The 20,058-nt window shown below is 66.2% G+C and carries 17 protein-coding genes; 4 read left to right on the top strand and 13 right to left on the bottom strand.

The annotated features are described in order from the left end of the window. Positions 1 to 9 precede the first annotated feature (9 nt). The 13 genes from ASF16_RS25115 to surE all read right to left on the bottom strand — a co-directional run bounded on the left by ASF16_RS25115 (position 10) and on the right by surE (position 13,406). A complete protein-coding gene (locus tag ASF16_RS25115; protein ID WP_056173935.1) occupies positions 10 to 711 on the bottom strand; it encodes a tetratricopeptide repeat protein in 702 nt (233 codons plus the stop codon). Between the two features lie 13 nt (positions 712 to 724). Continuing rightward, positions 725 to 1,993 carry a histidine--tRNA ligase gene (gene hisS / locus ASF16_RS25110; RefSeq protein ID WP_056174025.1) on the bottom strand — a complete coding sequence of 423 codons (1,269 nt, stop codon included), beginning with the start codon at positions 1,991 to 1,993 and terminating at the stop codon, positions 725 to 727. 150 nt (positions 1,994 to 2,143) lie between these two features. Further along, positions 2,144 to 3,424, bottom strand: a complete 1,281-nt coding sequence (ispG, locus tag ASF16_RS25105) for a flavodoxin-dependent (E)-4-hydroxy-3-methylbut-2-enyl-diphosphate synthase (protein ID WP_056173932.1) — start codon at positions 3,422 to 3,424, stop codon at positions 2,144 to 2,146. Continuing rightward, a complete protein-coding gene (locus ASF16_RS25100) occupies positions 3,424 to 4,347 on the bottom strand; it encodes a helix-turn-helix domain-containing protein (RefSeq protein ID WP_369817195.1) in 924 nt (307 codons plus the stop codon). Before ASF16_RS25100 ends, ispG begins: the two co-directional genes overlap by 1 nt. 19 nt (positions 4,348 to 4,366) lie before the next feature. Next, positions 4,367 to 5,200 carry a type IV pilus biogenesis/stability protein PilW gene (gene pilW, locus ASF16_RS25095; RefSeq protein WP_056173927.1) on the bottom strand — a complete coding sequence of 278 codons (834 nt, stop codon included), beginning with the start codon at positions 5,198 to 5,200 and terminating at the stop codon, positions 4,367 to 4,369. Positions 5,201 to 5,235: 35 nt separating this feature from the next. Continuing rightward, positions 5,236 to 6,357 (bottom strand): 23S rRNA (adenine(2503)-C(2))-methyltransferase RlmN, encoded by a 1,122-nt coding sequence (rlmN, locus tag ASF16_RS25090; RefSeq protein WP_056173924.1) that lies wholly within the window; start codon positions 6,355 to 6,357, stop codon positions 5,236 to 5,238. Positions 6,358 to 6,441: 84 nt separating this feature from the next. Continuing rightward, positions 6,442 to 6,867, bottom strand: a complete 426-nt coding sequence (gene ndk, locus ASF16_RS25085; RefSeq protein ID WP_056173919.1) for a nucleoside-diphosphate kinase — start codon at positions 6,865 to 6,867, stop codon at positions 6,442 to 6,444. 91 nt (positions 6,868 to 6,958) lie between these two features. Further along, a complete protein-coding gene (locus tag ASF16_RS25080) occupies positions 6,959 to 8,578 on the bottom strand; it encodes a pseudouridine synthase (protein ID WP_056173916.1) in 1,620 nt (539 codons plus the stop codon). Next, positions 8,578 to 9,459: an SMC-Scp complex subunit ScpB gene (gene scpB / locus ASF16_RS26955; protein WP_056173914.1), complete on the bottom strand. Its 882-nt coding sequence runs from the start codon at positions 9,457 to 9,459 to the stop codon at positions 8,578 to 8,580. The genes ASF16_RS25080 and scpB overlap by 1 nt, the downstream gene beginning before the upstream one ends. A 153-nt stretch (positions 9,460 to 9,612) precedes the next feature. Beyond that, positions 9,613 to 10,647 carry an RluA family pseudouridine synthase gene (locus ASF16_RS25070; RefSeq protein WP_056173911.1) on the bottom strand — a complete coding sequence of 345 codons (1,035 nt, stop codon included), beginning with the start codon at positions 10,645 to 10,647 and terminating at the stop codon, positions 9,613 to 9,615. Between the two features lie 28 nt (positions 10,648 to 10,675). Next, on the bottom strand, positions 10,676 to 11,605 hold the full coding sequence (locus ASF16_RS25065) for a peptidoglycan DD-metalloendopeptidase family protein (RefSeq protein WP_056173909.1): 930 nt from the start codon (positions 11,603 to 11,605) through the stop codon (positions 10,676 to 10,678). 233 nt (positions 11,606 to 11,838) lie between these two features. Beyond that, positions 11,839 to 12,615, bottom strand: coding sequence for a protein-L-isoaspartate(D-aspartate) O-methyltransferase (locus ASF16_RS25060; RefSeq protein WP_056173906.1), 777 nt, complete (start codon positions 12,613 to 12,615; stop codon positions 11,839 to 11,841). A gap of 2 nt (positions 12,616 to 12,617) precedes the next feature. Continuing rightward, on the bottom strand, positions 12,618 to 13,406 hold the full coding sequence (gene surE, locus ASF16_RS25055; protein ID WP_056173904.1) for a 5'/3'-nucleotidase SurE: 789 nt from the start codon (positions 13,404 to 13,406) through the stop codon (positions 12,618 to 12,620). 152 nt (positions 13,407 to 13,558) lie between these two features. Here surE and ASF16_RS25050 point away from each other — a divergent pair, with 152 nt between their 5' ends. The 4 genes from ASF16_RS25050 (at position 13,559) to ASF16_RS25035 (ending at position 20,038) form a co-directional block, all read left to right on the top strand. Continuing rightward, complete coding sequence (locus ASF16_RS25050) at positions 13,559 to 14,533, top strand: NADPH:quinone oxidoreductase family protein (RefSeq protein WP_056173901.1); 975 nt, start codon at positions 13,559 to 13,561, stop codon at positions 14,531 to 14,533. 133 nt (positions 14,534 to 14,666) lie between these two features. Continuing rightward, positions 14,667 to 16,208, top strand: coding sequence for a GGDEF domain-containing protein (locus ASF16_RS25045; protein WP_056173897.1), 1,542 nt, complete (start codon positions 14,667 to 14,669; stop codon positions 16,206 to 16,208). Between the two features lie 241 nt (positions 16,209 to 16,449). Beyond that, positions 16,450 to 18,015, top strand: a complete 1,566-nt coding sequence (locus ASF16_RS25040; RefSeq protein ID WP_056173894.1) for an alkaline phosphatase — start codon at positions 16,450 to 16,452, stop codon at positions 18,013 to 18,015. 157 nt (positions 18,016 to 18,172) lie between these two features. Beyond that, positions 18,173 to 20,038, top strand: coding sequence for a gamma-glutamyltransferase family protein (locus ASF16_RS25035; protein WP_156372228.1), 1,866 nt, complete (start codon positions 18,173 to 18,175; stop codon positions 20,036 to 20,038). The last annotated feature ends 20 nt before the right edge of the window (positions 20,039 to 20,058 follow it).

Here is a 20,058-nt window from a genome sequence, read left to right as displayed (position 1 = left end):
GCTTCATGATTACTTGGCCCCTTCGACAGGTGCAGTTGCCGGTGCGGTTGCTGCAGCCACCGCTACGCCTTGCGGCGCAACACCCAATGCACCCAGCTTGATCTCGACCAGGCGGCGGTACTCGACGCCCTCTTCCAGGCCCTTGTAGGCCTTGGTGTACTCGGCAACCGCTTCAGCGCGCTTGCCCTGCAAAACCAGGATGTCACCCCGCCGATCAGCGAACACGGCATCGAACTCGGCAGGAACGCTGCCAGTGACAAGCTTGAGGGCTTCGTCGTAGTTCTTTTGATCCATCAGCACACTGGCCAGGCGCAGCTTGGCGATGGCCTTCAAGCCTTCGTCGCTGGCATGTTCCGCCACCCAGCCCAGCGCTTCCTTGGCAGCATCTGGATTGCCTGCATCCGCTGCCGTTTTGGCCAGGGTCAACCCGGCTTGAGCGGCCTGCGCAGTGCCTGCGTACTTGCTCTTCAGATCGCCGAAAGCCTGGGTCAGGCGTGCCTGGTCGCCCGCGCGAGCGGCCACGTCCACGGCATCGAACAAAGCTGCAGCCTGGGTGGCCTGGCGGTTCTGCCAGTACTGATAGCCCTGCCAAGCAGCGAGAGAGCCTGCCACCACCAGCAGCACCGAGCTGATCAGAGTGCCCCAGGTATTCCAGAAGTGCTTGAGCTGGTCAAGCTGTTCTTGTTCTTCAAGGTCGAGATGTTTTGCCATGGATGTGTTCGGTTTAGCTGTTGGATTGTAGGGTGGACGCCCATTGAGCGACTGCGGCCAGGGGATGCTCGGCCTGCGCACCGCCCGCGCCATCGCGCAGCGACTTGACCACGACCATGCCTCTGGCGAGCTCATCCTCGCCAAAAATGAGTGCATAGCGTGCGCCGCTGGCGTCTGCCCTCTTGAATTGCGACTTCATGCTGCCCATGCCCTCGCCTCCCGCAGGGGCGGCGTGCATCTGGACGCTGATGCCCGCAGCGCGAAGACCCTCGATGGTGCTGACCGCCACAGGCAATGCGGCAACGCCGGGGATCACTGCATAGGCATCGGGGACCAACGCGGGCACCGCGCTGGCCTGCTCCTTCAGGAGTTCCAGCACACGCTCCACACCCAGCGCCCAACCGACGGCCGGTGCCGCTTTGCCACCGATCTGCTCGATGAGATAGTCGTAGCGGCCGCCGCCGCAGATCGTGCCTTGCGAGCCCAGTTGGTCCGTGATGAACTCGAACACGGTCAGGTTGTAGTAGTCCATGCCGCGCACAAGACGGGGATTGACGGTCCAGGCAACTCCGTTGGCAGTGAGGATGGCTTTGACCGCATCGAAATGCGCGAGGGACTTTTCGCCCAGGAAATCGATCAGGCGCGGTGCGGCCTCTACCAGCCTCTGCATGGCGGGGTTCTTGGTGTCCAGAATCCGCAGGGGATTGCTGTGCAGGCGCCGACGTGCCTCTTCGTCCAGCAGCTCGGCATTTTTTTCAAAATAATCAATCAACGCAGCGCGGTGCGCCTTGCGCTCGTCCGGCTCGCCCAAGCTGTTGAGTTCCAGACGCACGTTCTGCAGGCCCAGTTCACGCCACAGCGACTGGGCCAGCAAGATGAGTTCTGCATCGACTTCTGCCCCCGGAAATCCGAGTGCCTCGGCACCGATCTGGTGGAACTGGCGATAGCGCCCACGCTGCGGGCGCTCGTGGCGAAACATCGGGCCCATGTAGTAGAGCCGCTTGCCCCCGTCGTACAGCATCGAATGCTCGGCCACCGCACGGACCACACCGGCGGTTGCTTCGGGACGCAGCGTCAGGTGTTCGCCATTGAGCCGGTCTTCGAACGAATACATTTCCTTCTCGACGATGTCCGTGACCTCACCCAGCCCCCGTACAAAAAGCGGTGTGGGCTCCACGATGGGCGTACGGATGTTTCGGTAGGCGTATCGGGCCATCAGGCCGCGGACCTTGGCCTCCAGCCACTCCCACCGGGCGGACTCGGGCGGGAGAATGTCGTTCATGCCTTTCACGGCCACCAGCTTTTCGGCCTTGGGCGGCGCGGCGATTTTTTCGTTACTCACAACTGTTCTTTTCCTGGATCTTGCACAACGGAAGAGTGCCACTGCAGCGCATTCCACACGGGGGCCGTGTGGAATGCGCCAGGCGGGCTGTCAGCTTGCAGCCACCGCAGCGCCGAAACGCTTCTCGATGTACTGCTCGACAATTCGATGGAATTCGTTGGCGATGTTGTCGCCACGCAGGGTCAGGGCCTTTTCGCCGTCGATGAACACGGGGGCCGCAGGCGCCTCGCCGGTGCCCGGCAGGCTGATGCCGATGTCCGCATGCTTGCTTTCGCCAGGGCCATTGACGATGCAACCCATGACCGCCACCCGCAAGCCCTCGACGCCGGGGTAGCGCACGCGCCACACAGGCATCTGGGCGCGCAGAAAATCGTCGATCTGCTTGGCCAGCTCCTGGAACGTAGTGCTGGTGGTGCGTCCACAGCCTGGACATGCGGTCACGCTGGGCACGAACACGCGCAGGCCCAATGCCTGCAATATTTCGGACGCGACGACCACTTCCTGGGTGCGTGCCTCGCCGGGTTGGGGCGTCAAGGACACACGGATGGTGTCGCCGATGCCTTCTTGCAGAAGCACCGAAAGGGCAGCAGCAGATGCCACCGTGCCCTTGGTGCCCATGCCCGCTTCGGTCAAACCCAGGTGCAACGCATAGTCGCAGCGGCGCGCCAGTTCGCGGTACACAGAAATCAGGTCCTGCACGCCGCTGACCTTGCACGACAGAATGATCTGATCGCCATTGAGGCCCATCTCTTCAGCGCGGCGCGCCGACTCGATGGCCGACGTGATCAGCGCCTCGTACATCACTTGCCGCGCTTCCCAGGGAGTGGCGCGTCGGCTGTTGGTGTCCATGAGGTCGGCCAGCAGTTCCTGGTCCAGGCTCCCCCAGTTCACGCCGATGCGCACCGCCTTGTCCCAGCGCATGGCGGCTTCGATCATCTGGCCGAATTGCTTGTCCCGCTTGTCTCCCTTGCCGACATTGCCGGGGTTGATGCGGTACTTGGACAACGCCTGGGCACAATCTGGGAAGTCCGTCAAAAGACGGTGGCCGTTGTAGTGGAAGTCGCCCACCAGAGGAACGCTCTCACCCATGCGGTCCAGCTGCTCGCGAATGTACGGCACGGCCGCCGCGGCCTCGGGGGTGTTCACGGTAATGCGAACGAATTCCGAGCCCGCCTGGGCCAGTTCCTTGACCTGGATGGCAGTGCCGATCGCATCCACCGTGTCCGTGTTGGTCATGGACTGCACACGGACCGGGGCATCTCCGCCCACGGTCACCACCCGCGAACCCCACACAACCTTGGCTTGACGGGACCACCGGGGCAACGGAGACGCGACCGCAATGGGTCCGAATTCACCTGGGAGCTTTTCCACTATTTCACCTCGAAACGGGCTACGTTCTCACGCGATACACCCGTCAAATCAAAAGGCTTGCCGCGCACAAAGACTTCCGTCGCATCGGCACGGCCCACCACCACCGCCAAAGGCGCCGGCGCGCTCACGGAGACCGACTCGTCGGCGGCAAGATTGCGCTGAAGCACCACAGCACCCGCGGCGTCCTTGACCTGCACCCACGACTGGCTGCGCGCACGCAACACCAACGTGCCAGCCGCTGCCGCCGCGGCACTGGCCGGTTCGCTGGCTGCTGCGGCAGGCGCAGGCGCCATCGCCTGGCCAACAGTTGCCTCAGGCGCCGAGGCCGCTGGCCTCACGGTGGCGGGTGTGGCCGCAGTGGCTGACCTATCGGTCGGCGCTGCCGCTGGATTCACCGGCACCGTCTCCACCACTGAATTGGGCGGGGCTGGCGGTGATGCCGACACCGGCTCGCCTGCACCGGGTTCAGGTTGCGTTGTAGACCCGGATGACAAAAGAGAGAGGCCGCCCGGTTGGTGCGGAAAGAAGAACACAGCCACGGCCCCGACGAGCAATACCAGCACCACCAGCGACACGGACCGTGACCATGTGTTGGAGTTCGACGAAAACGATGCGGATGACGACGATGACTTAGCGGCGCTCGGCTTGACCGGCGCATTCAACCCCGCGCTGTCGGCAGACAAGCGTGGGCTCTGACTCTGCGGCAGCAGCGAGAGGATGGGGCCCGGGTCCACCTTGAGCGTCCGGCACACGCTGGAGGCCAGCGCACGCACGAAGACAATGTCCGGGAGTGCCGCATAGTTATCGGCTTCCAGCGCCTCGAGCTTGTTGACAGGTACCTTCAACGCCACGGCCAGAGCTGCAATGTGCAGCCCTGAAGCCTCGCGTGCCTCTCGCAGCAGTTGCCCAGCCGTCACTGTCACGGCACCACCCTCCACAACCTCACTCATTGAAAGCCCCGCGTTCGTATGCGCCCAATTCACGGGATTCCGGGAACCGCTTGCGCAATTGGTCCACCAACTGCCGCATCGCCACTGTGTCGCCCAGGGCGCGCTCCACCTTGATGCCCAGCCACAGCGATTCGGAATTCGCAAACTGGCCGTTGTTCAGGCGACGGATATAAAACTGGGAACGGGTGAGCTCATTGCGCCGCAGGAGCAACGCAGCCAGGTGATAGCCGACTACGGGATTGGCGGCATCCAGTTCGTAAGCCTTCAGCATCGACTGTTCGGCCTCGGCAAACTGCCCAGCGCCAGACTGGCAAAGTCCACGCGCCATCAAAGTTTTTGCCCGGGCGGGATAGGACGGAATGGCCAGCGCACGCACAAAATACTGGTCCGCATCCGAATACTTCTGCTGCTGGCACAGCAACCAACCGTAGTTGTGCAACAAATTAGCGTCGTTACCACGCAACGCCAAGGCACGGCGGAAACTGTCGTCGGCCTGCCCCAGATCGTTCAGGCGCATGTAGATCAGACCGCGGAGATTGAAAGCATCCGCGTAGTTCGGGTCCGAGACAAGCGCCTGCTTCACCTCGTCCAGCGCCACGGCTGTCTGGCCATTTTCGAAATAATTGGATGCCAATTCCAGACGGATGCGCGCGCGGCGGCGCGTTTCGGGCTCGTCGGAAGGCGTGACCATGCCCGCGTTGGAATCGCTGGCGCCACTGCCAGGATTGGTTGCGCAGCCCTGAAGCACCGCCAAACAGGCGACTGACCCACACGCCACAAGTGTCCAGCGGCCCCATTGCTGCCAGCGTCCAACCAATCCCACCATGTAGCGCCTCCTTGAAGTAAGCCGTTGTCCGTCGATCAAGTCACCGGTTTGAGAACGATTGTGCGCTGCTTCGCCATGCGTTCAGCGGCACGTGTGCGGTCCTTGACATCACCCGCCAGTTGCCCACAGGCGGCGTCGATATCATCGCCGCGGGTCTTGCGCACTGTCGTGACGATACCTGCGTCGCTCAAGACTTTGGCAAAAGCCAGCACCTGATTCTGCGGCGAACGCAACAGCCCTGATGCCGGAAACGGATTGAAGGGGATCAGGTTGAACTTGCAGCGTACACCAGCGCCTCGCGCCGGCCGGACCAACTCGATGAGCTGGTGCGCATGCTCGACCTGGTCGTTGACCCCGTCCAGCATGCAATATTCAAAAGTGATGAAGTCGCGGGGCGCGTGCGCTAGATAGCGGTTGCAAGCCTCGAGCAACTCCTTGATGGGGTACTTGCGGTTGAGCGGCACGAGGTTGTCGCGCAGCGGATCGTTGGGTGCATGCAGCGACACCGCCAAGGCCACAGGACAATCCTGCGACAGGCGGTCCATCATGGGCACCACACCGGACGTGGACACCGTGACACGCCGGCGCGACAGGCCATAGCCGTGGTCGTCCAGCATGGTGCGCAACGCAGGCACAAGCGCCGAGTAGTTCTGCAGCGGCTCGCCCATTCCCATCATCACGACATTGGAGATCACCCGCTCGCCGGTATTCAGGCGCTTGCGCAGCGCGTGCTCAGCAAACCAGAGCTGGGCGATGATTTCGCCGGTGGTCAGGTTTCTGCTGAAACCCTGGTGCCCTGTAGAGCAAAAGCGGCATCCCACAGCGCAACCCGCCTGGGATGAAATACACAGCGTGCCACGGTCGTCCTCGGGGATGAACACGGCCTCCACGGCATTGCCGTCACCCACATCGAACAGCCACTTCACCGTGCCGTCCGACGACACATGTTCAGAAATGACCGGTAGCGCCTCGACCCGTGCACAGCCTTTGAGCTTGTCGCGCAAGGCCTTGGCGAGGTCGCTCATGGCGTCGAATTCGCTGGCGCCGCGCTGGTGGATCCAGCGGAACAGCTGGGTGGCGCGAAACCGCTTTTCCCCCAGTTGCTCGCAAAAGGCGGCCAGGCCGTCGAGATCGAATTCGAGCAGGTTCGTGGTCATCGCAACGACCTCCCATGAGGTCGGGCGCAGTGCTCCCCATGGCGCAGACATCCCGCAGCGGGAACAGGCATGGGGATCACCATATCAACGCGAGTAAACGTTCAGGCCAGGGAAGAAGAAAGCGACTTCCGCAGCAGCCGTTTCGGCAGCGTCGGAGCCATGCACTGCATTGGCGTCGATGCTGTCAGCGAAGTCAGCGCGGATGGTGCCGGCTTCTGCCTTCTTGGGGTCGGTGGCGCCCATCAGTTCGCGGTTCTTGAGAATGGCGTTTTCGCCTTCCAGGGCCTGGATCATCACGGGGCCGGAGATCATGAAGTCCACCAGGTCCTTGAAGAAAGGACGCTCTTTGTGCACGCCGTAGAACTGTTCGGCTTCCAGGCGCGACAGGTGCACCATGCGGGCGGCCACAACCTTCAGGCCAGCAGCTTCAAAGCGGGCGTAGATCTGACCGATGACGTTCTTGGCCACTGCGTCGGGCTTGATGATGGAGAGAGTGCGTTCGATTGCCATGTTGATTTCCTGAATGATGAATTAGCTGTGATTCGTTTGCCCAGCGGACAAAGCCCTCGATTCTAACCGGGGCCGCCGCCGGATCGATGTGTCAACGTCCGCCGCGCCGAGGGCCACCGCCGCTGCTGCCGCTACCACCGCCACCGGGACGGCGCTTGTCCTGGCGTTGGCGCGCGAGGCTGTCGGTGCCGATATAGCCGACCGAGGTTTTCATCGGGTCGGGTTGCGCGCTGCCTCCCGAGCCGTTGCCGCGGCCGCCCTGGCCGCCGCCATCACGGCGCGGTTTTTGTCCGCGTGCAGGGGCTTGTCCGCCAAATGCTCCCGTAGGATTCGGAAAGCCGTCGCGGCGGGGGCCGCCGTTGCCGCGGGACGCGTTGCGGCCTCCACGCTGGCGTTTGTCACCATTGCGGGCGCCAGCATCGCTGTTGGCACCTGAGAACGCATCACCACGCGCCGGCGCACCCTCTGAGGCACCGGCGTCGGCAGCCCGGACCAGCGCACGTATATCGCTGTCGTCGAGCTCCAGCCAGGCACCCCGCTTGAGCCCACGCGGCAAGACCATGGCGCCGTAGCGGATACGAATCAGGCGGCTGACGGCATGGCCCACCGCTTCGAGCATGCGACGCACTTCGCGGTTGCGCCCTTCGGAGATCGTGACGCGGTACCAGCAGTTGGAACCTTCGCCACCGCCATCTTCGATGGAACCAAAAGCGGCCATGCCGTCGTCCAGGCGCACGCCGTCCAGCAGTTTTTGCTTTTCTTCGTTGCTGAGTGCACCCAGCACGCGCACCGCGTACTCGCGCTCCAGCCCGAATCGGGGGTGCATCAGCTTGTTGGCCAGCTCGCCAGAGCTGGTGAACAGCAGCAACCCCTCGGTGTTCAGATCCAGACGGCCCACGGACTGCCACTTGCCCTGCATCAGGCGCGGCAACTTGCGGAATACGGTAGGCCGGTTTTGCGGGTCGTCATGCGTGACCACCTCACCCACTGGCTTGTGGTACGCGATCACGCGGGCCGGCGGGGGATCGATACGGTATCGGATCGGCTTGCCGTTGACCTTGACCTGGTCGCCGTACTGAATGCGCTGGCCGATGTGGGCGGGTTCGTTGTTGACGGAGATGCGCCCCTCAAGGATGAGTTGCTCCATCTCTAGCCGGGAGCCCAGACCTGCCTGCGCCAAGACCTTGTGCAGCTTGGGGGTTTCTACCTGGGGCAGCAGCACGCGCTTGGCGGGCGCGACCTCGTCAGAGGTTTCCTCGTCGTCAAAGCGGCCCGACACCACGTCTTCGAACTGATAGCCCTCCACCGCCAGTGCAGGCCGGTTGCCCTTGGGGCCACGGCCCTCGCCATCGGGGCGCGGAGGGCGCTGACCGCGGGGTTGGCCCTGGGACGGACGGCGGTCGCCACGCGAAGGCACGTCGGCCGCCCTGGCAGCATCAGGCACATCCACCGCTGCGTTCGAATCTTCAACAGGGGCGGTTTCGTTGCCGGGATGCGATGGAGACACGTCCGGTTCTGCGGGCTGCTCCGATGCCTGTGGCACAACGGCGGACGCCGCGTCCACGTGCACCGGATCCACCGTTGCATCCGCATCCACCACGGCAGGGGCCGCCTTCTTGCGGGGCGCGCGCTTGGCTGCAGGCTTCTTGGCCGCTGCGGCGGGTTCTGCCTCCGGCTCGGCTGCCGGGTTGTCGGGGGTCGAATCGTTCATCAAGTTTTTCCCTGGATACCACCCTGGGTATCGGCATCGTCATCGTGGAGACCTGTCTCCACATCGTCAAAAAAATTGTCCGTCTGGGGCACGGGTTCTGGTTCCAGCACCGAGGCTGGCTCTGGCTCTGGCTCTGGCTCTGGCTCTGGCTCTGGCTCTGGCTCTGGCTCTGGCTCTGGCTCTGGCTCTGGCTCTGGCTCTGGCTCTGGCGAACTCGGCGGTTCGGCCTGCGCCAGCCCGGGGGCCGCAGCCGCAGCCTCGTCCGCCAGTACCACTGCTGCAGGCGCCGGCTCGCTCGGGACTTCCGGCTCGGGCTCGATGACTCCCTGCGCCGCTGCAGCCATGGCCTCCAGCACATTGGCGTTGCCCGACGGGTCGTCCAGCACGGGCAACTGGTCGAGCGACTGCAGGCCCATGTCGTCCAGAAACTGCCGCGTGGTCGCAAACAGCGACGGCCGCCCCACGGTCTCACGGTGGCCGATGACCTCGACCCAGCCCCGGTCCTCCAACTGCTTGATGATCAGGCTGTTGACCGTCACGCCCCGAATGTCTTCGATATCGCCCCGCGTCACGGGCTGGCGGTACGCAATGATCGCCAGGGTCTCCATCGTGGCCCGGGTGTAGCGCGGCGGCTTTTCGGGGTGCAGCCGGTCCAGATACTCGCGCATTTCCGGGCGGCTCTGAAAACGCCAGCCTGTGGCCACCTGCACCAGTTCGACGCCACGCTGCGTCCACTCCAGCTGCAGATCCTGCAGTAGCAGCTTCAAGGTGTCGGACCCCAGTGCGTCGTTGAACAGCACACGCAGCTCGCGCAAAGGCACAGGCTGCTGCGCGCAGATCAGCGCAGTTTCGAGGACCCGTTTGGCATCCACCGTGTTCATGGTTTGGCGATTCCTGGAAAAGTGGCACGCGTCGCGACGGGTGTCACATCAACAGCAGGGGGCAATCAATAGCAATGGCGCACTGTGCAAGGCGCCGGCGCGACGCAAGGGCCCGGCGGGATTCCGTCTTCGGGCGGGGGCCTGTCTGGCCCGTCAGGGCGCATTGTAGCCCAGGCCCCATGCAGCAAGGGCTTGGCGCATATCCTCGGGCACCGGGGCCATGAACTCCAGGGCCTCGCCCGTCACGGGGTGGGCGAACGCCAGGCGGTAGGCATGCAGCGCCTGCCGCTGCATCGCCTTCACGGGCGCGCCGCCGTACAGCACATCCCCCACCAGCGGGTGTTTCAGGGACGCCATATGCACGCGGATCTGGTGCGTGCGGCCTGTGTGCAAGGTGCACTGCACCCAGCAGCCCTGCTCGGCACCGTCCAGCCAGCGGATGTCCGTGCGCGCTGCCTTGCCAGCGTGTACCGCCAGGTCCACCACCGCCATCCGCAAGCGGTTGCGCGGGTCCCGGCCGATGGGCGCGTTGACCGCGCGGGTTTTCGGCCCGCTCCAGGCACCGTGCGCCAAGGCCACATACTGGCGCTTGACCTGGCGCTCGGCGATCAGCGCCACAAGGGCGTCCATGGTGGCGCGATCCCGGGCGACCACCATCAGGCCGCTGGTGTCCTTGTCGAGTCGGTGAACGATGCCTGCGCGCGGCACCAAGAGCGCCTTTTCGTCGCGCGCCAGCAACCCGTTGAGCAGGGTGCCGCTCCAGTTGCCTGGCGCCGGGTGCACCACCAGGCCGGCAGGCTTGTTCACGACCAGCAAATGGGCATCTTCGTAGACCACGTCGATGTCCATCGGCTCGGGCCGGAAAGCCTGGCTCTGCAGCGTGGGCCGCATCTCCAGCACGACCTGATCGCCTGCCTTCACCTTGGCCGATGCCTTCAGCGCCGGCGCTCCCTGCAGGCTGACCATGCCTTGCGACAACAGTTGCTGCAGGTAGCTGCGCGAGAACTCGGGCACCAGCTCCACCAGTGCCCGGTCGAGCCGCGCGCCATGCTGCGCAATGGCGACGGTCATCGTGCGAAGTTCGCTGGCGACGTCTTCCGCCAGCCCCCCCGAGTCTTCGGACTCGTCGGTCTCCTCGGCCAGCAGATCGCTCTCACCGGCCTGTACCGCCTGCACAGCGGAGCTCATACCGCTGGGCGGTGGGGTAACCACGGTTTTAACGCGCTGGCAGGTAGCGGGACGGGTCGACAGGCTTGCCCTGGCGGCGGATCTCGAAGTGCAGCTTCACGCGGTCGGCGTCGGTGCTGCCCATCTCGGCGATCTTCTGGCCCTTGCGCACGGCTTGGTCTTCCTTGACCAGCAGCGTCTGGTTGTGTGCGTAGGCGGTCAGGAAGGTGTTGTTGTGCTTCAGGATCACCAGGTTGCCGTAGCCGCGCAGGCCGGCACCGGCATAGACCACGCGACCATCGGCCGCGGCCAGCACGGGGTCGCCCGCCTTTCCTGCGATGTCGTAGCCCTTGTTGCGCGCCTCGTCAAATCCTGCGATCAGCGAACCCGGTGCGGGCCAGATGAAGGCCAAGTCATCTTCACCACCCGCAGCGGCTGGAGCGCTGGGCGCGGCAGGCACAGGTGCTGCGGCGACCACCGCGCCGGACGCAGCTGGCGCTCCAGGCTTGGCGGCACTGGCAGGCGGCACGGGGCCGCTGGCAGGAGTGGCGGGTGTCACCGAGGACGAGGCCACCGGGCGCGTGACCACGCCGGTATCGGACGCCACCGCTTGCGACACAGCCCCGGGAGCCACTACGCGCAGCACCTGGCCGACTTCGATCAGGTTGGCGTTTTCCAGATTGTTCCAGCGGGCGATGTCCTTCCAGCTCTGGCCGGATTCGAGCCCGATGCGAATGAGGGTATCCCCAGGCTTGACGGTGTAGTAGCCGGGTTTGCCAGCGTTTTCTGCGCCGGGCAATGGCTTGATGGGTGTACCCACCACCACGCCGGACTGCGCACCCGCTGAAGGTGCAGAAGACTGGGACGAGGTGCCCCGGTCTTCCACTGGAGCCCTGTTCAGCCGGGTGCCGCAACCGGTGAGGGCAAGCCCCGCCAGCGCCACGGTAAACCCGACCACAAGACCACGCGATACGAACATAAGCATTCCCTTTGAACCGTGTTGTGCACTCGTGTGCTCACGAAAACCGGTAAAAGGCCCGGCAACAAGGCGCACGATGCGCCAAGAGATGAATACCGCAAGCGGGCTGCAGAGCAGCAGCCGGACCTTTTCCCGGCTTTCCCAATGCGCTGGGCCATGAGGTCAACGTTTGTGCAATGACAATCGCTGACCTCATGGCCCAAGGAGGACACGCGCAAGAAAACTGCGGCCCTCTAGGCAACCCCCGATTTTAGGGGGACAAAATGTACGGGCTCCAGCACGTTTTGTTTCAATCCGTGCGGGGTTTTGTCGATCACAAGCAACATCTGCTGGCCGCCTGACACGGCCATGGGTGCCACCAGCCGTCCACCGACCGCCAATTGTTCGCACCACGCCTGCGGCACGGCATCACCGCCTGCCGCCGCGATGATGGCCGCGTACGGCGCACCCTTGGCATAGCCCAGCATCCCGTCCCCAAAGAGCAGATGGACATTGGCCAGACGAAACGGCCGCAGGTTGCTGCGCGCCTTGTCGTGCAACCCGCGCAACCGTTCCAGGGTGTAGACCTCCCGCGCCAAGTGGCTGAGCACTGCCGCCTGGTAACCGCATCCGGTCCCGACCTCCAGCACCCGGCCCAGCCCGCCGGAGCGCGCGATCTCAGCGCCCAGCAGCAACTCGCACATGCGGGCCACCACATTGGGCTTTGAAATGGTCTGGCCGAGCCCAATGGGCAGGCTGGTGTCTTCATAGGCCTGGTTGACCAGCGCGCTGTCCACGAACTGGTGGCGCTGCACGGCCCCCATGGCCTGCAGCACGGCCGTCGACGTGATGCCGCCGGCGGCCAGTTTTTGCACCATGCGTGCGCGCACGGCCGCGGAGTCGAGCCCCACACCCGACGGCGAAGGCGCCTGCGATCGACCGCCTGCCGGGGCAGCTGGCGCCGGTCGGGCGGGCGCGGGCGCCGCTGTACCCGGCAGACGGGCCGGGAATCCGGGGCGGCGCTGCTGCATCGTCACGCCTTCGGGGCGTGGGCCGCCCCTGACGCCAGGCGCGACGCCGTCTGCGCCCAATAACCCAGGTTGTCGTGGTCGGTCAGGTCCACCTTCAGCGGGGTGATCGACACATGGCCTTGCACGGTGGCGTGGAAGTCCGTGCCCTCTGCATCGTCCTTGGCAGCGCCCGCGCTGCCGATCCAGTACATCGCCTCACCCCGCGGGCTTTCCTGCACGATGACGCGCTCGGCCGCATGGCGGCGGCCCAGACGGCACAGCTTGATGGGCTTGAGCACATCCAGGGGCAGGTTGGGAATGTTCACGTTCAACAGCCACGGTGTTTCATTGACCAACTGCTGCGCGCGCATTTGCTCCACGATCTCGCGGGCCTTGGCCGCAGCCGCCTCGATCTCGCCCCAGCCCTTGTCGACCTGGGAGAACGCGATGGCCGGAACGCCGAACAGATAGCCCTCCATCGCCGCACCCACGGTGCCCGAGTAGATGGTGTCGTCGCCCATGTTGGCGCCATTGTTGATGCCGGAGACCACCAGGTCGGGCCGGTAGCCCAGCAGCCCCGTGAGCGCAATGTGCACGCAGTCGGCCGGCGTGCCGTTCACGTACCGAAAGCCGTTGTAGGCCTTGGTGACGGTCAGCGGCGAGTGCAGCGTCAGCGCATTCGACTTGGCGCTGTTGTTGTGCTCTGGCGCGACCACCTCCACCTCGACCCCGTCAAGGGTCTTGAGCGCGTCGTGCAATGCCACGATGCCCGGAGCCTGGTAGCCGTCGTCGTTGGAGATCAGAATTTTCATGGGTTGCAGCAGGGGGTTGCAACCGATTGTAGGTCGCAGTGCCCCGCCCGCCCCGCCCTCGCGCGCCAGCCAAGGCCGTCGCTCGTGGGACAACGCGCGCCCGGGCCCCCCACATATCATGCGTCTCACAAAATTGACCGGAGACCCATTCCATGCACGCTTGGCTTTGCACCAACCCCGTCGGCGTCGACGCCCTGGCCTGGACCGAACTGCCCACGCCCACGCCCCAAGCCGGCGAGGTGCTCATCGAGATCAAGGCCGCCAGCCTGAACTTTCCCGACCTGCTCATCGTGCAGAACAAGTACCAGATGAAGCCGCCGCTGCCCTTTGTGCCCGGCTCCGAATATGCCGGCGTGGTAGCGGCAGTGGGTGACGGCGTGACGCACTTGAAGGTCGGCCAGAACGTGGCCTGCCTGTCCGGCACAGGCGGCTTCGGCACGCACACCATCGCGCCCGCTGCGCTGTGCATGCCCCTGCCTGACGGCTTCTCGCATGTGGACGCGGCCGCCTTCATCATGATCTACGCCACGTCCTACCACGCGCTGGTCGACCGCGCCGCGCTCAAGTCCGGCGAGACGGTGCTGGTGCTGGGCGCCGCCGGCGGCGTGGGCACCTCGGCCATCCAGATCGCCAAGGCCATGGGCGCGCGCGTGATCGCAGCGGCCTCAAGCGACGAGAAATGCGCGCTGTGCACCTCCATCGGGGCGGACGCCACCATCAACTACAGCAAGGACAACCTGCGCGAGTCCATCAAGGCACTGACCGACGGCAAGGGCCCCGACGTGATCTACGACCCGGTGGGCGGCGACTTTGCCGAGCCCGCGTTCCGCTCCATCGCCTGGCGCGGCCGCTACCTGGTGGTGGGGTTTGCGTCCGGCCCCATCCCGGCCCTGCCCTTCAACCTGGCGCTGCTCAAGGGCGCGTCCATCGTGGGCGTGTTCTGGGGCGACTTCGCCAAGCGCGAACCCAAGGCCAACGCCGCCATGATGGGCGAGCTGGCGCAGTGGTACGCCCAAGGCAGGATCAAGCCGGTGATCGACCGCACCATGCCCATGGCCGAGCTGCCGGCCGCCTACGCGCACATGGGGTCGCGCGGCGTGATGGGCAAACTGGTCATGGTCAACTGACAGCGGCAGGGCGCATCAACCCGCGCCCGCCACCCCGGGTCACCGGCGTTTTTGCCCTCCGGGGGCGGCACCCAAACAGCGGCTGCTGTGTCACACTTGGGGACTTAGCCCCCTCAGACCCTGGTGTCAGCACATGGCCGACCGTCCACCCTCCGAAATCGCGCGCGAGACACTCAAGCAGCTGGCCATACGCCGCTTGCAGCCCACGCCCGACAACTACCTGGCGCTGTATGACGAGATCGCCGAAACTCGCAGCCCGCAGCCATTTCCCGAAGGACCGCTGAGCCAGATCCTGCGGGTGCTGCCGGGGCAGACCCCGGCGCAAAAGCGCCTTTTGGGCCAATTCGAGCGGGCGATCATCCAGAAGGACTGGTCGTCGTTGCAAAGCACCATGGTCGGCTACGCCAACCTGGGGCTGAACCCCATGTCGGCCACGGCCACGCCCATCGAGACGGCTGCGGACGCCGCCCCGCCCGCCGCCATCCTGCCCGACGAATTTGCGCAGCTCCTGGCGCGCCTGGTGGACAACGTGCTGCCCGCACTGGGCGATGACGACGCCCGCGTGATCGAGATGGCGCAGCAGCTCGTCACCTTCCTGCGCGAGCCCGCGCCCCCCATCTCCACCGCCCAGCTCATGCTGGGCAACTTCACCTATCGGCTGTCTTTTGCCACCGAAGAGCAAGGCGCCATCCGCAGCGGCCTGCTGAATCTGCTGCACATGGTGTTCGAGAACATCGCCGTGCTCAGCGCCGAAGACCGCTGGCTGCAGGGCCAGGCCCAGGCGCTGATGGCAGCATCCACCCCGCCGCTGACCCTGCGCCGGCTGGACGACGTGCAGCGCCGCCTGAAGGACGTGATCTTCAAGCAGGCCGAGGCCAAGGCCCGCACGGTCGAGGCGCAGGAGCAGATGAAGGAGATGCTCACCACCTTCATCGAGCGCCTGGCGCGGATCACCGCCTCCAGCACCACCTACCAGGGCACGATGGAGCGCTGCGCCGACCTGATCGGCAAGGCCAACACCATCGAGGAGATCGCCCCGGTGCTGCAGGAAGTGATGAGCGCGACCCGCTCCATGGCCCTGGACAGCCGCGTGACCCACGACGAACTGCAGGACCTGCGCGAGCGCACCGAAGCCAAGCGCGCCGAGGTGGCCAAGCTGCAGGAAGAGCTCGACCGCGCCAGCGCCCAGGCACGGCACGACCCGCTGACCGGATCGCTCAACCGCAAGGGCCTGGACGAGGCGATGGAGCGCGAGATCGCCCGATCGCGCCGCCTGGGCTCGCCGCTGTGCCTGGCGCTGCTCGACGTGGACAATTTCAAGACCATCAACGACCGCCTGGGCCATTCCGGCGGCGACGCGGCCCTGGTGCACCTGGCACAGGTCACGCGCGAGGTCATGCGACCGCAGGACCTGCTGGCGCGCTATGGCGGTGAAGAATTCGTGCTGGTGCTGCCCGACACCACGGTCGACAGCGGCGTGGCCGCCATGACCCGGCTGCAGCGCGAGCTGACCACCCGGTTCTTTTTGCAGGGCACCGAGAAGGTGCTCATCACCTTCAGCGCCGGCGTGGCCCAGCTGGCAGACAGCGAAAGCAGCGCCGACGCCATCCGCCGCGCGGACCAGGGCATGTACCTGGCCAAGCGGTCGGGCAAGAACCGGGTGATGCCGGCCTAGTCACTCCCCCCTGAGTCGCCTGCGGCGCCTTCCCCCCAGGGGGACGCAGAGCTTGGAAGCCCCCCTGATTCGCCTGCGGCGCCTTCCCCCCAGGGGGACGCCACCCGTGGCCTGGCAGAGCCAGTTCCACGGTGGCACTGGCCTGGGGGCGCGCCGGTATCGACGTCCGCTTGATTAGGATGCTGCTCAAAGCAGCGCCTGCTCGGGCTGCTGTTGCCCATCACCTGAAACGTCACCGACCATGGACCGCCGCGCATTTCTACAACTCGCCGCCTACGCGGCCGCAGCGACTGCCCTGCCCCGCTGGGCGTGGAGCAACGCGCCGTCGCTGTCCACCCACCCGTTTGCGCTGGGCGTGGCCAGTGGCGATCCGGCGCCGGACGGGGTGGTGCTGTGGACGCGCCTGGTGCTGGCCGATGCGGCGCAGCTGCAGGCCGCCCACACCGTGCGGTGGGAGGTGGCGCACGATGCGCGCTTTGCGAAGATCGTGCAAAAGGGCGAGGCGCCCGCCCTGCCGCAGCTCGGCCACAGCGTGCATGTGGAGCTGCGCGGCCTGGCACCGGGGCGTTGGTACCACTACCGCTTCATGCTGGGCGATGCGGTCAGCACCGTGGGCCGCACGCGTACCGCGCCCGCAGCGGGCGACCTGCCGGGCGCGCTGCGGGTGGCCTTTGCCTCGTGCCAGCGGTGGGAACACGGCCACTACGCCGCGTGGCGCCACCTGGCGGCCGACCAACCCGACTTGGTGCTGTTCCTGGGCGACTACATCTACGAATACGCCACGCCCAAGAATGCATCGGACCTGGCGCGCACCCACAGCCTCAAGCTGGCGACCACGCTGGCCGACTACCGCGACCGGTATGCGCTGCACAAGAGCGACCCGGCCTTGCAGGCCGCCCATGCCACCTGCCCCTGGGCCGTGACCTGGGACGACCACGAAGTGCAAAACGACTACGCCGCGGGCGCAGGCCGGGGCGACACACCGCACTTCCTGGCGATGCGCGGCGCCGCGTGGCAGGCGTTCTACGAGAACATGCCCCTGCGCGCCACGAGTCTGGCCCGGCCCTTCCCCGACACCCGGTGGGACGCGCTGCAGGTCTACCGATGCCTGCGCTGGGGCCGCCTGGCCCATCTTCATGTGCTGGACGCCCGCCAGTACCGCACGTGGCAAGCCTGCCGCACGCCCGAATCCGCCAGCGCGGGGGCCGTGCGTGGCGGAGGCTGCGCCGAGCTGGCCGACCCGGCCCGCACCTTTCTGGGTGCGGCACAGGAGCAGTGGCTCGATGCCGGCCTCGCCAGCGACGCGGCTACGCCCAACGACACCCGCTGGAGCGTGGTCGCCCAGCAGACGCTGTTCTCGCCCCGCCATTACCCGTCGGGCACGGTGACCACCGACAACTGGGACGGCTACCCCGCGGCCCGCGCGCGCCTGCTGCAATCGGTGGCCCGCCACGCGCCCCGCAACACCGTGCTGCTGGGCGGCGACATCCACCAGAACTACGTCTGTCGCGTGCACGCTGACGCAGACCGCCCCGACTCGCCCGTCATCGCCAGCGAGTTCTGCGGCACCTCCATCAGCTCGCGCTCGGGCACCACGCAGGACAAGGTGGACGCCGTGGCGCGGCACAACCCCCACGTGCTGCTGGCCCGCTGCGACCTGCGCGGCTACGGCATTGCCGACATCACGCCCGAGCGCTGGACCACCACCCTGCGCACCGTGGACGACCCGATGCGCGCGGACAGCGGCGTCAGCACCCTGGCCAAGTTCGTCGTGCAAGACGGCCGCGCCGGGCCCGTGGCGGCGTGAACGCTCCTCTTTTGATAGCTGGTAGCGCTTATCCAGACAGCGGCAGGGCCGTAAAAAGCTTCAAGCCGTGCGCCTGTAGCGCAATGTAACGGCAAGCCCGTACGCGGACTGGGCACCGTACGATGGCCGCTTCTTGCTTGCCACGAAGGAGAAGCCCATGTCCCCCATCGTCTCGCCGGCCCCGGCATCGTCCCGGCGTTTGCGCCCTGGCCTGATCACCAGCACCGCGCTCGCTGCACTGCTGGCGGGCTGCGCTGGCACCATCAGCCCCTCGCAGTTCGCCTACACCGTGCCGGCACAGCCGGAGGGCTCGTCGGGCTACACCGAAAAACCAGGCTGGGCCACCGAGAAGTTCGCCGTAGCCGCCGCCAACCCGCTGGCCACCGATGCGGGCTACCAGGTCCTCAAGGCCGGGGGCTCGGCGGTGGACGCGGCCATTGCGGTGCAGATGGTGCTGACCCTGGTCGAGCCGCAGTCCAGCGGCATCGGCGGCGGCGCCTTCTTGCTGCACAGCAACGGCAAGGCGGTGGAGGCCTACGACGGGCGCGAGACCGCCCCCGCCGCTGCGGACGAAAAACTCTTCCTCGGCGCCGACGGCAAACCCGTGCCGTTCTACGACGGCGTGGTGGGCGGCCGCTCGGTCGGCGTGCCCGGCACCGTGCGCATGCTGGAGCTGGCGCACAAGCAGCACGGCAAGCTGCCCTGGGCCACGCTGTTCCAGCCCGCCATCACCCTGGCCGAGGGCGGCTTCAAGATCAGCGCGCGGCTCAATACCCTGGTGGCGGCGGACCCGCACCTCAAGAAGGACCCGGTGGCCGCCGCCTACTTCTACAAGGCCGATGGCGATGCCCGCGACGTGGGCGTGAACCTGCGCAACCCCGAACTGGCCGCCGTGCTGCGACGCATCGCCGCCGAAGGCAGCAAGGCCTTGCACGAGGGCGAGATCGCCCAGGCCATCGTCGACAAGGTGCAAAAGCACCCCACCAACCCCGGCAAGCTCAGCCTGGCCGACCTGGCCGGCTACCAGCCTAAAAAGCGCGAGGCGCTGTGCCACGACTACCAGGTCGCCACCAAGGACTTCCGCGTCTGCGGCTTCCCGCCGCCCAGCTCGGGCGCCATCGCCATCGGGCAGATCCTGGGCATCCTCAAGAACACCGACGCCGCCGCCAAGCCGCTGCAGGACGGCATCCCCTCGGCCGACTGGCTGCACCTGTACACCGAAGCCGCGCGCCTGGCCTTTGCCGACCGCGCGCAGTACGTGGCCGACCCCGACTTCGTGCAGCCCCCCGCGGGCAGCTGGAGCAGCCTGCTCGCCCCCGCCTACCTGGCCGACCGCGCCAAGCTCATCGGCGCGCAGAGCTTGAAGGTCGCGCAGCCCGGCAACCCCGGCGCGGTGAAGACCAGCTACGCGCCCATGCCCGACCAGCCCGAGTACGGCACCAGCCACATCAGCATCGTCGACGCTTTCGGCAACGCAGTGGCCATGACCACCACCATCGAAGACCAGTTCGGCGCGCGGCAGATGGTGACCACCAGCGCCGCACGCAGCGGGGGCTTCCTGCTCAACAACGAACTCACCGACTTCAGCTTCGCGCCCGCCGACGCGCAGGGCCAGCCCATTGCCAACCGCGTGCAGCCCGGCAAGCGCCCGCGCTCGTCCATGGCCCCCACGCTGGTGTTCGACAAGGCCACGGGCGAGCTCTTGATGAGCGGCGGCAGCCCCGGCGGCGCGGCCATCATCCACTACACCGCCAAGACGCTGTACGGCGTGCTCAACTGGGGCCTGATGCCGCAGCAGGCCATCAACCTGCCCAACTTCGGCTCCATGAACGGGCCCACGCTGCTGGAGGAAAAGCGCTTCCCGCCCGCCACGGTGGAGGCCCTGCGCGCCCGCGGCGCCGAGGTGCGCGAGATGAACATGACCAGCGGCCTGCAGGCCATCACCCTGGGCAACGCCCATGGCAAGAAGCTGTGGATGGGCGGCGCCGACCCGCGGCGCGAGGGTGTGGTGATGGGCGACTGAACGCGGACCACGGCGCACGC

This window comes from Acidovorax sp. Leaf78 (assembly GCF_001422735.1).
Classification (GTDB): domain Bacteria; phylum Pseudomonadota; class Gammaproteobacteria; order Burkholderiales; family Burkholderiaceae_C; genus Acidovorax.
This window is presented reverse-complemented; position numbering and strand designations above follow the sequence as displayed.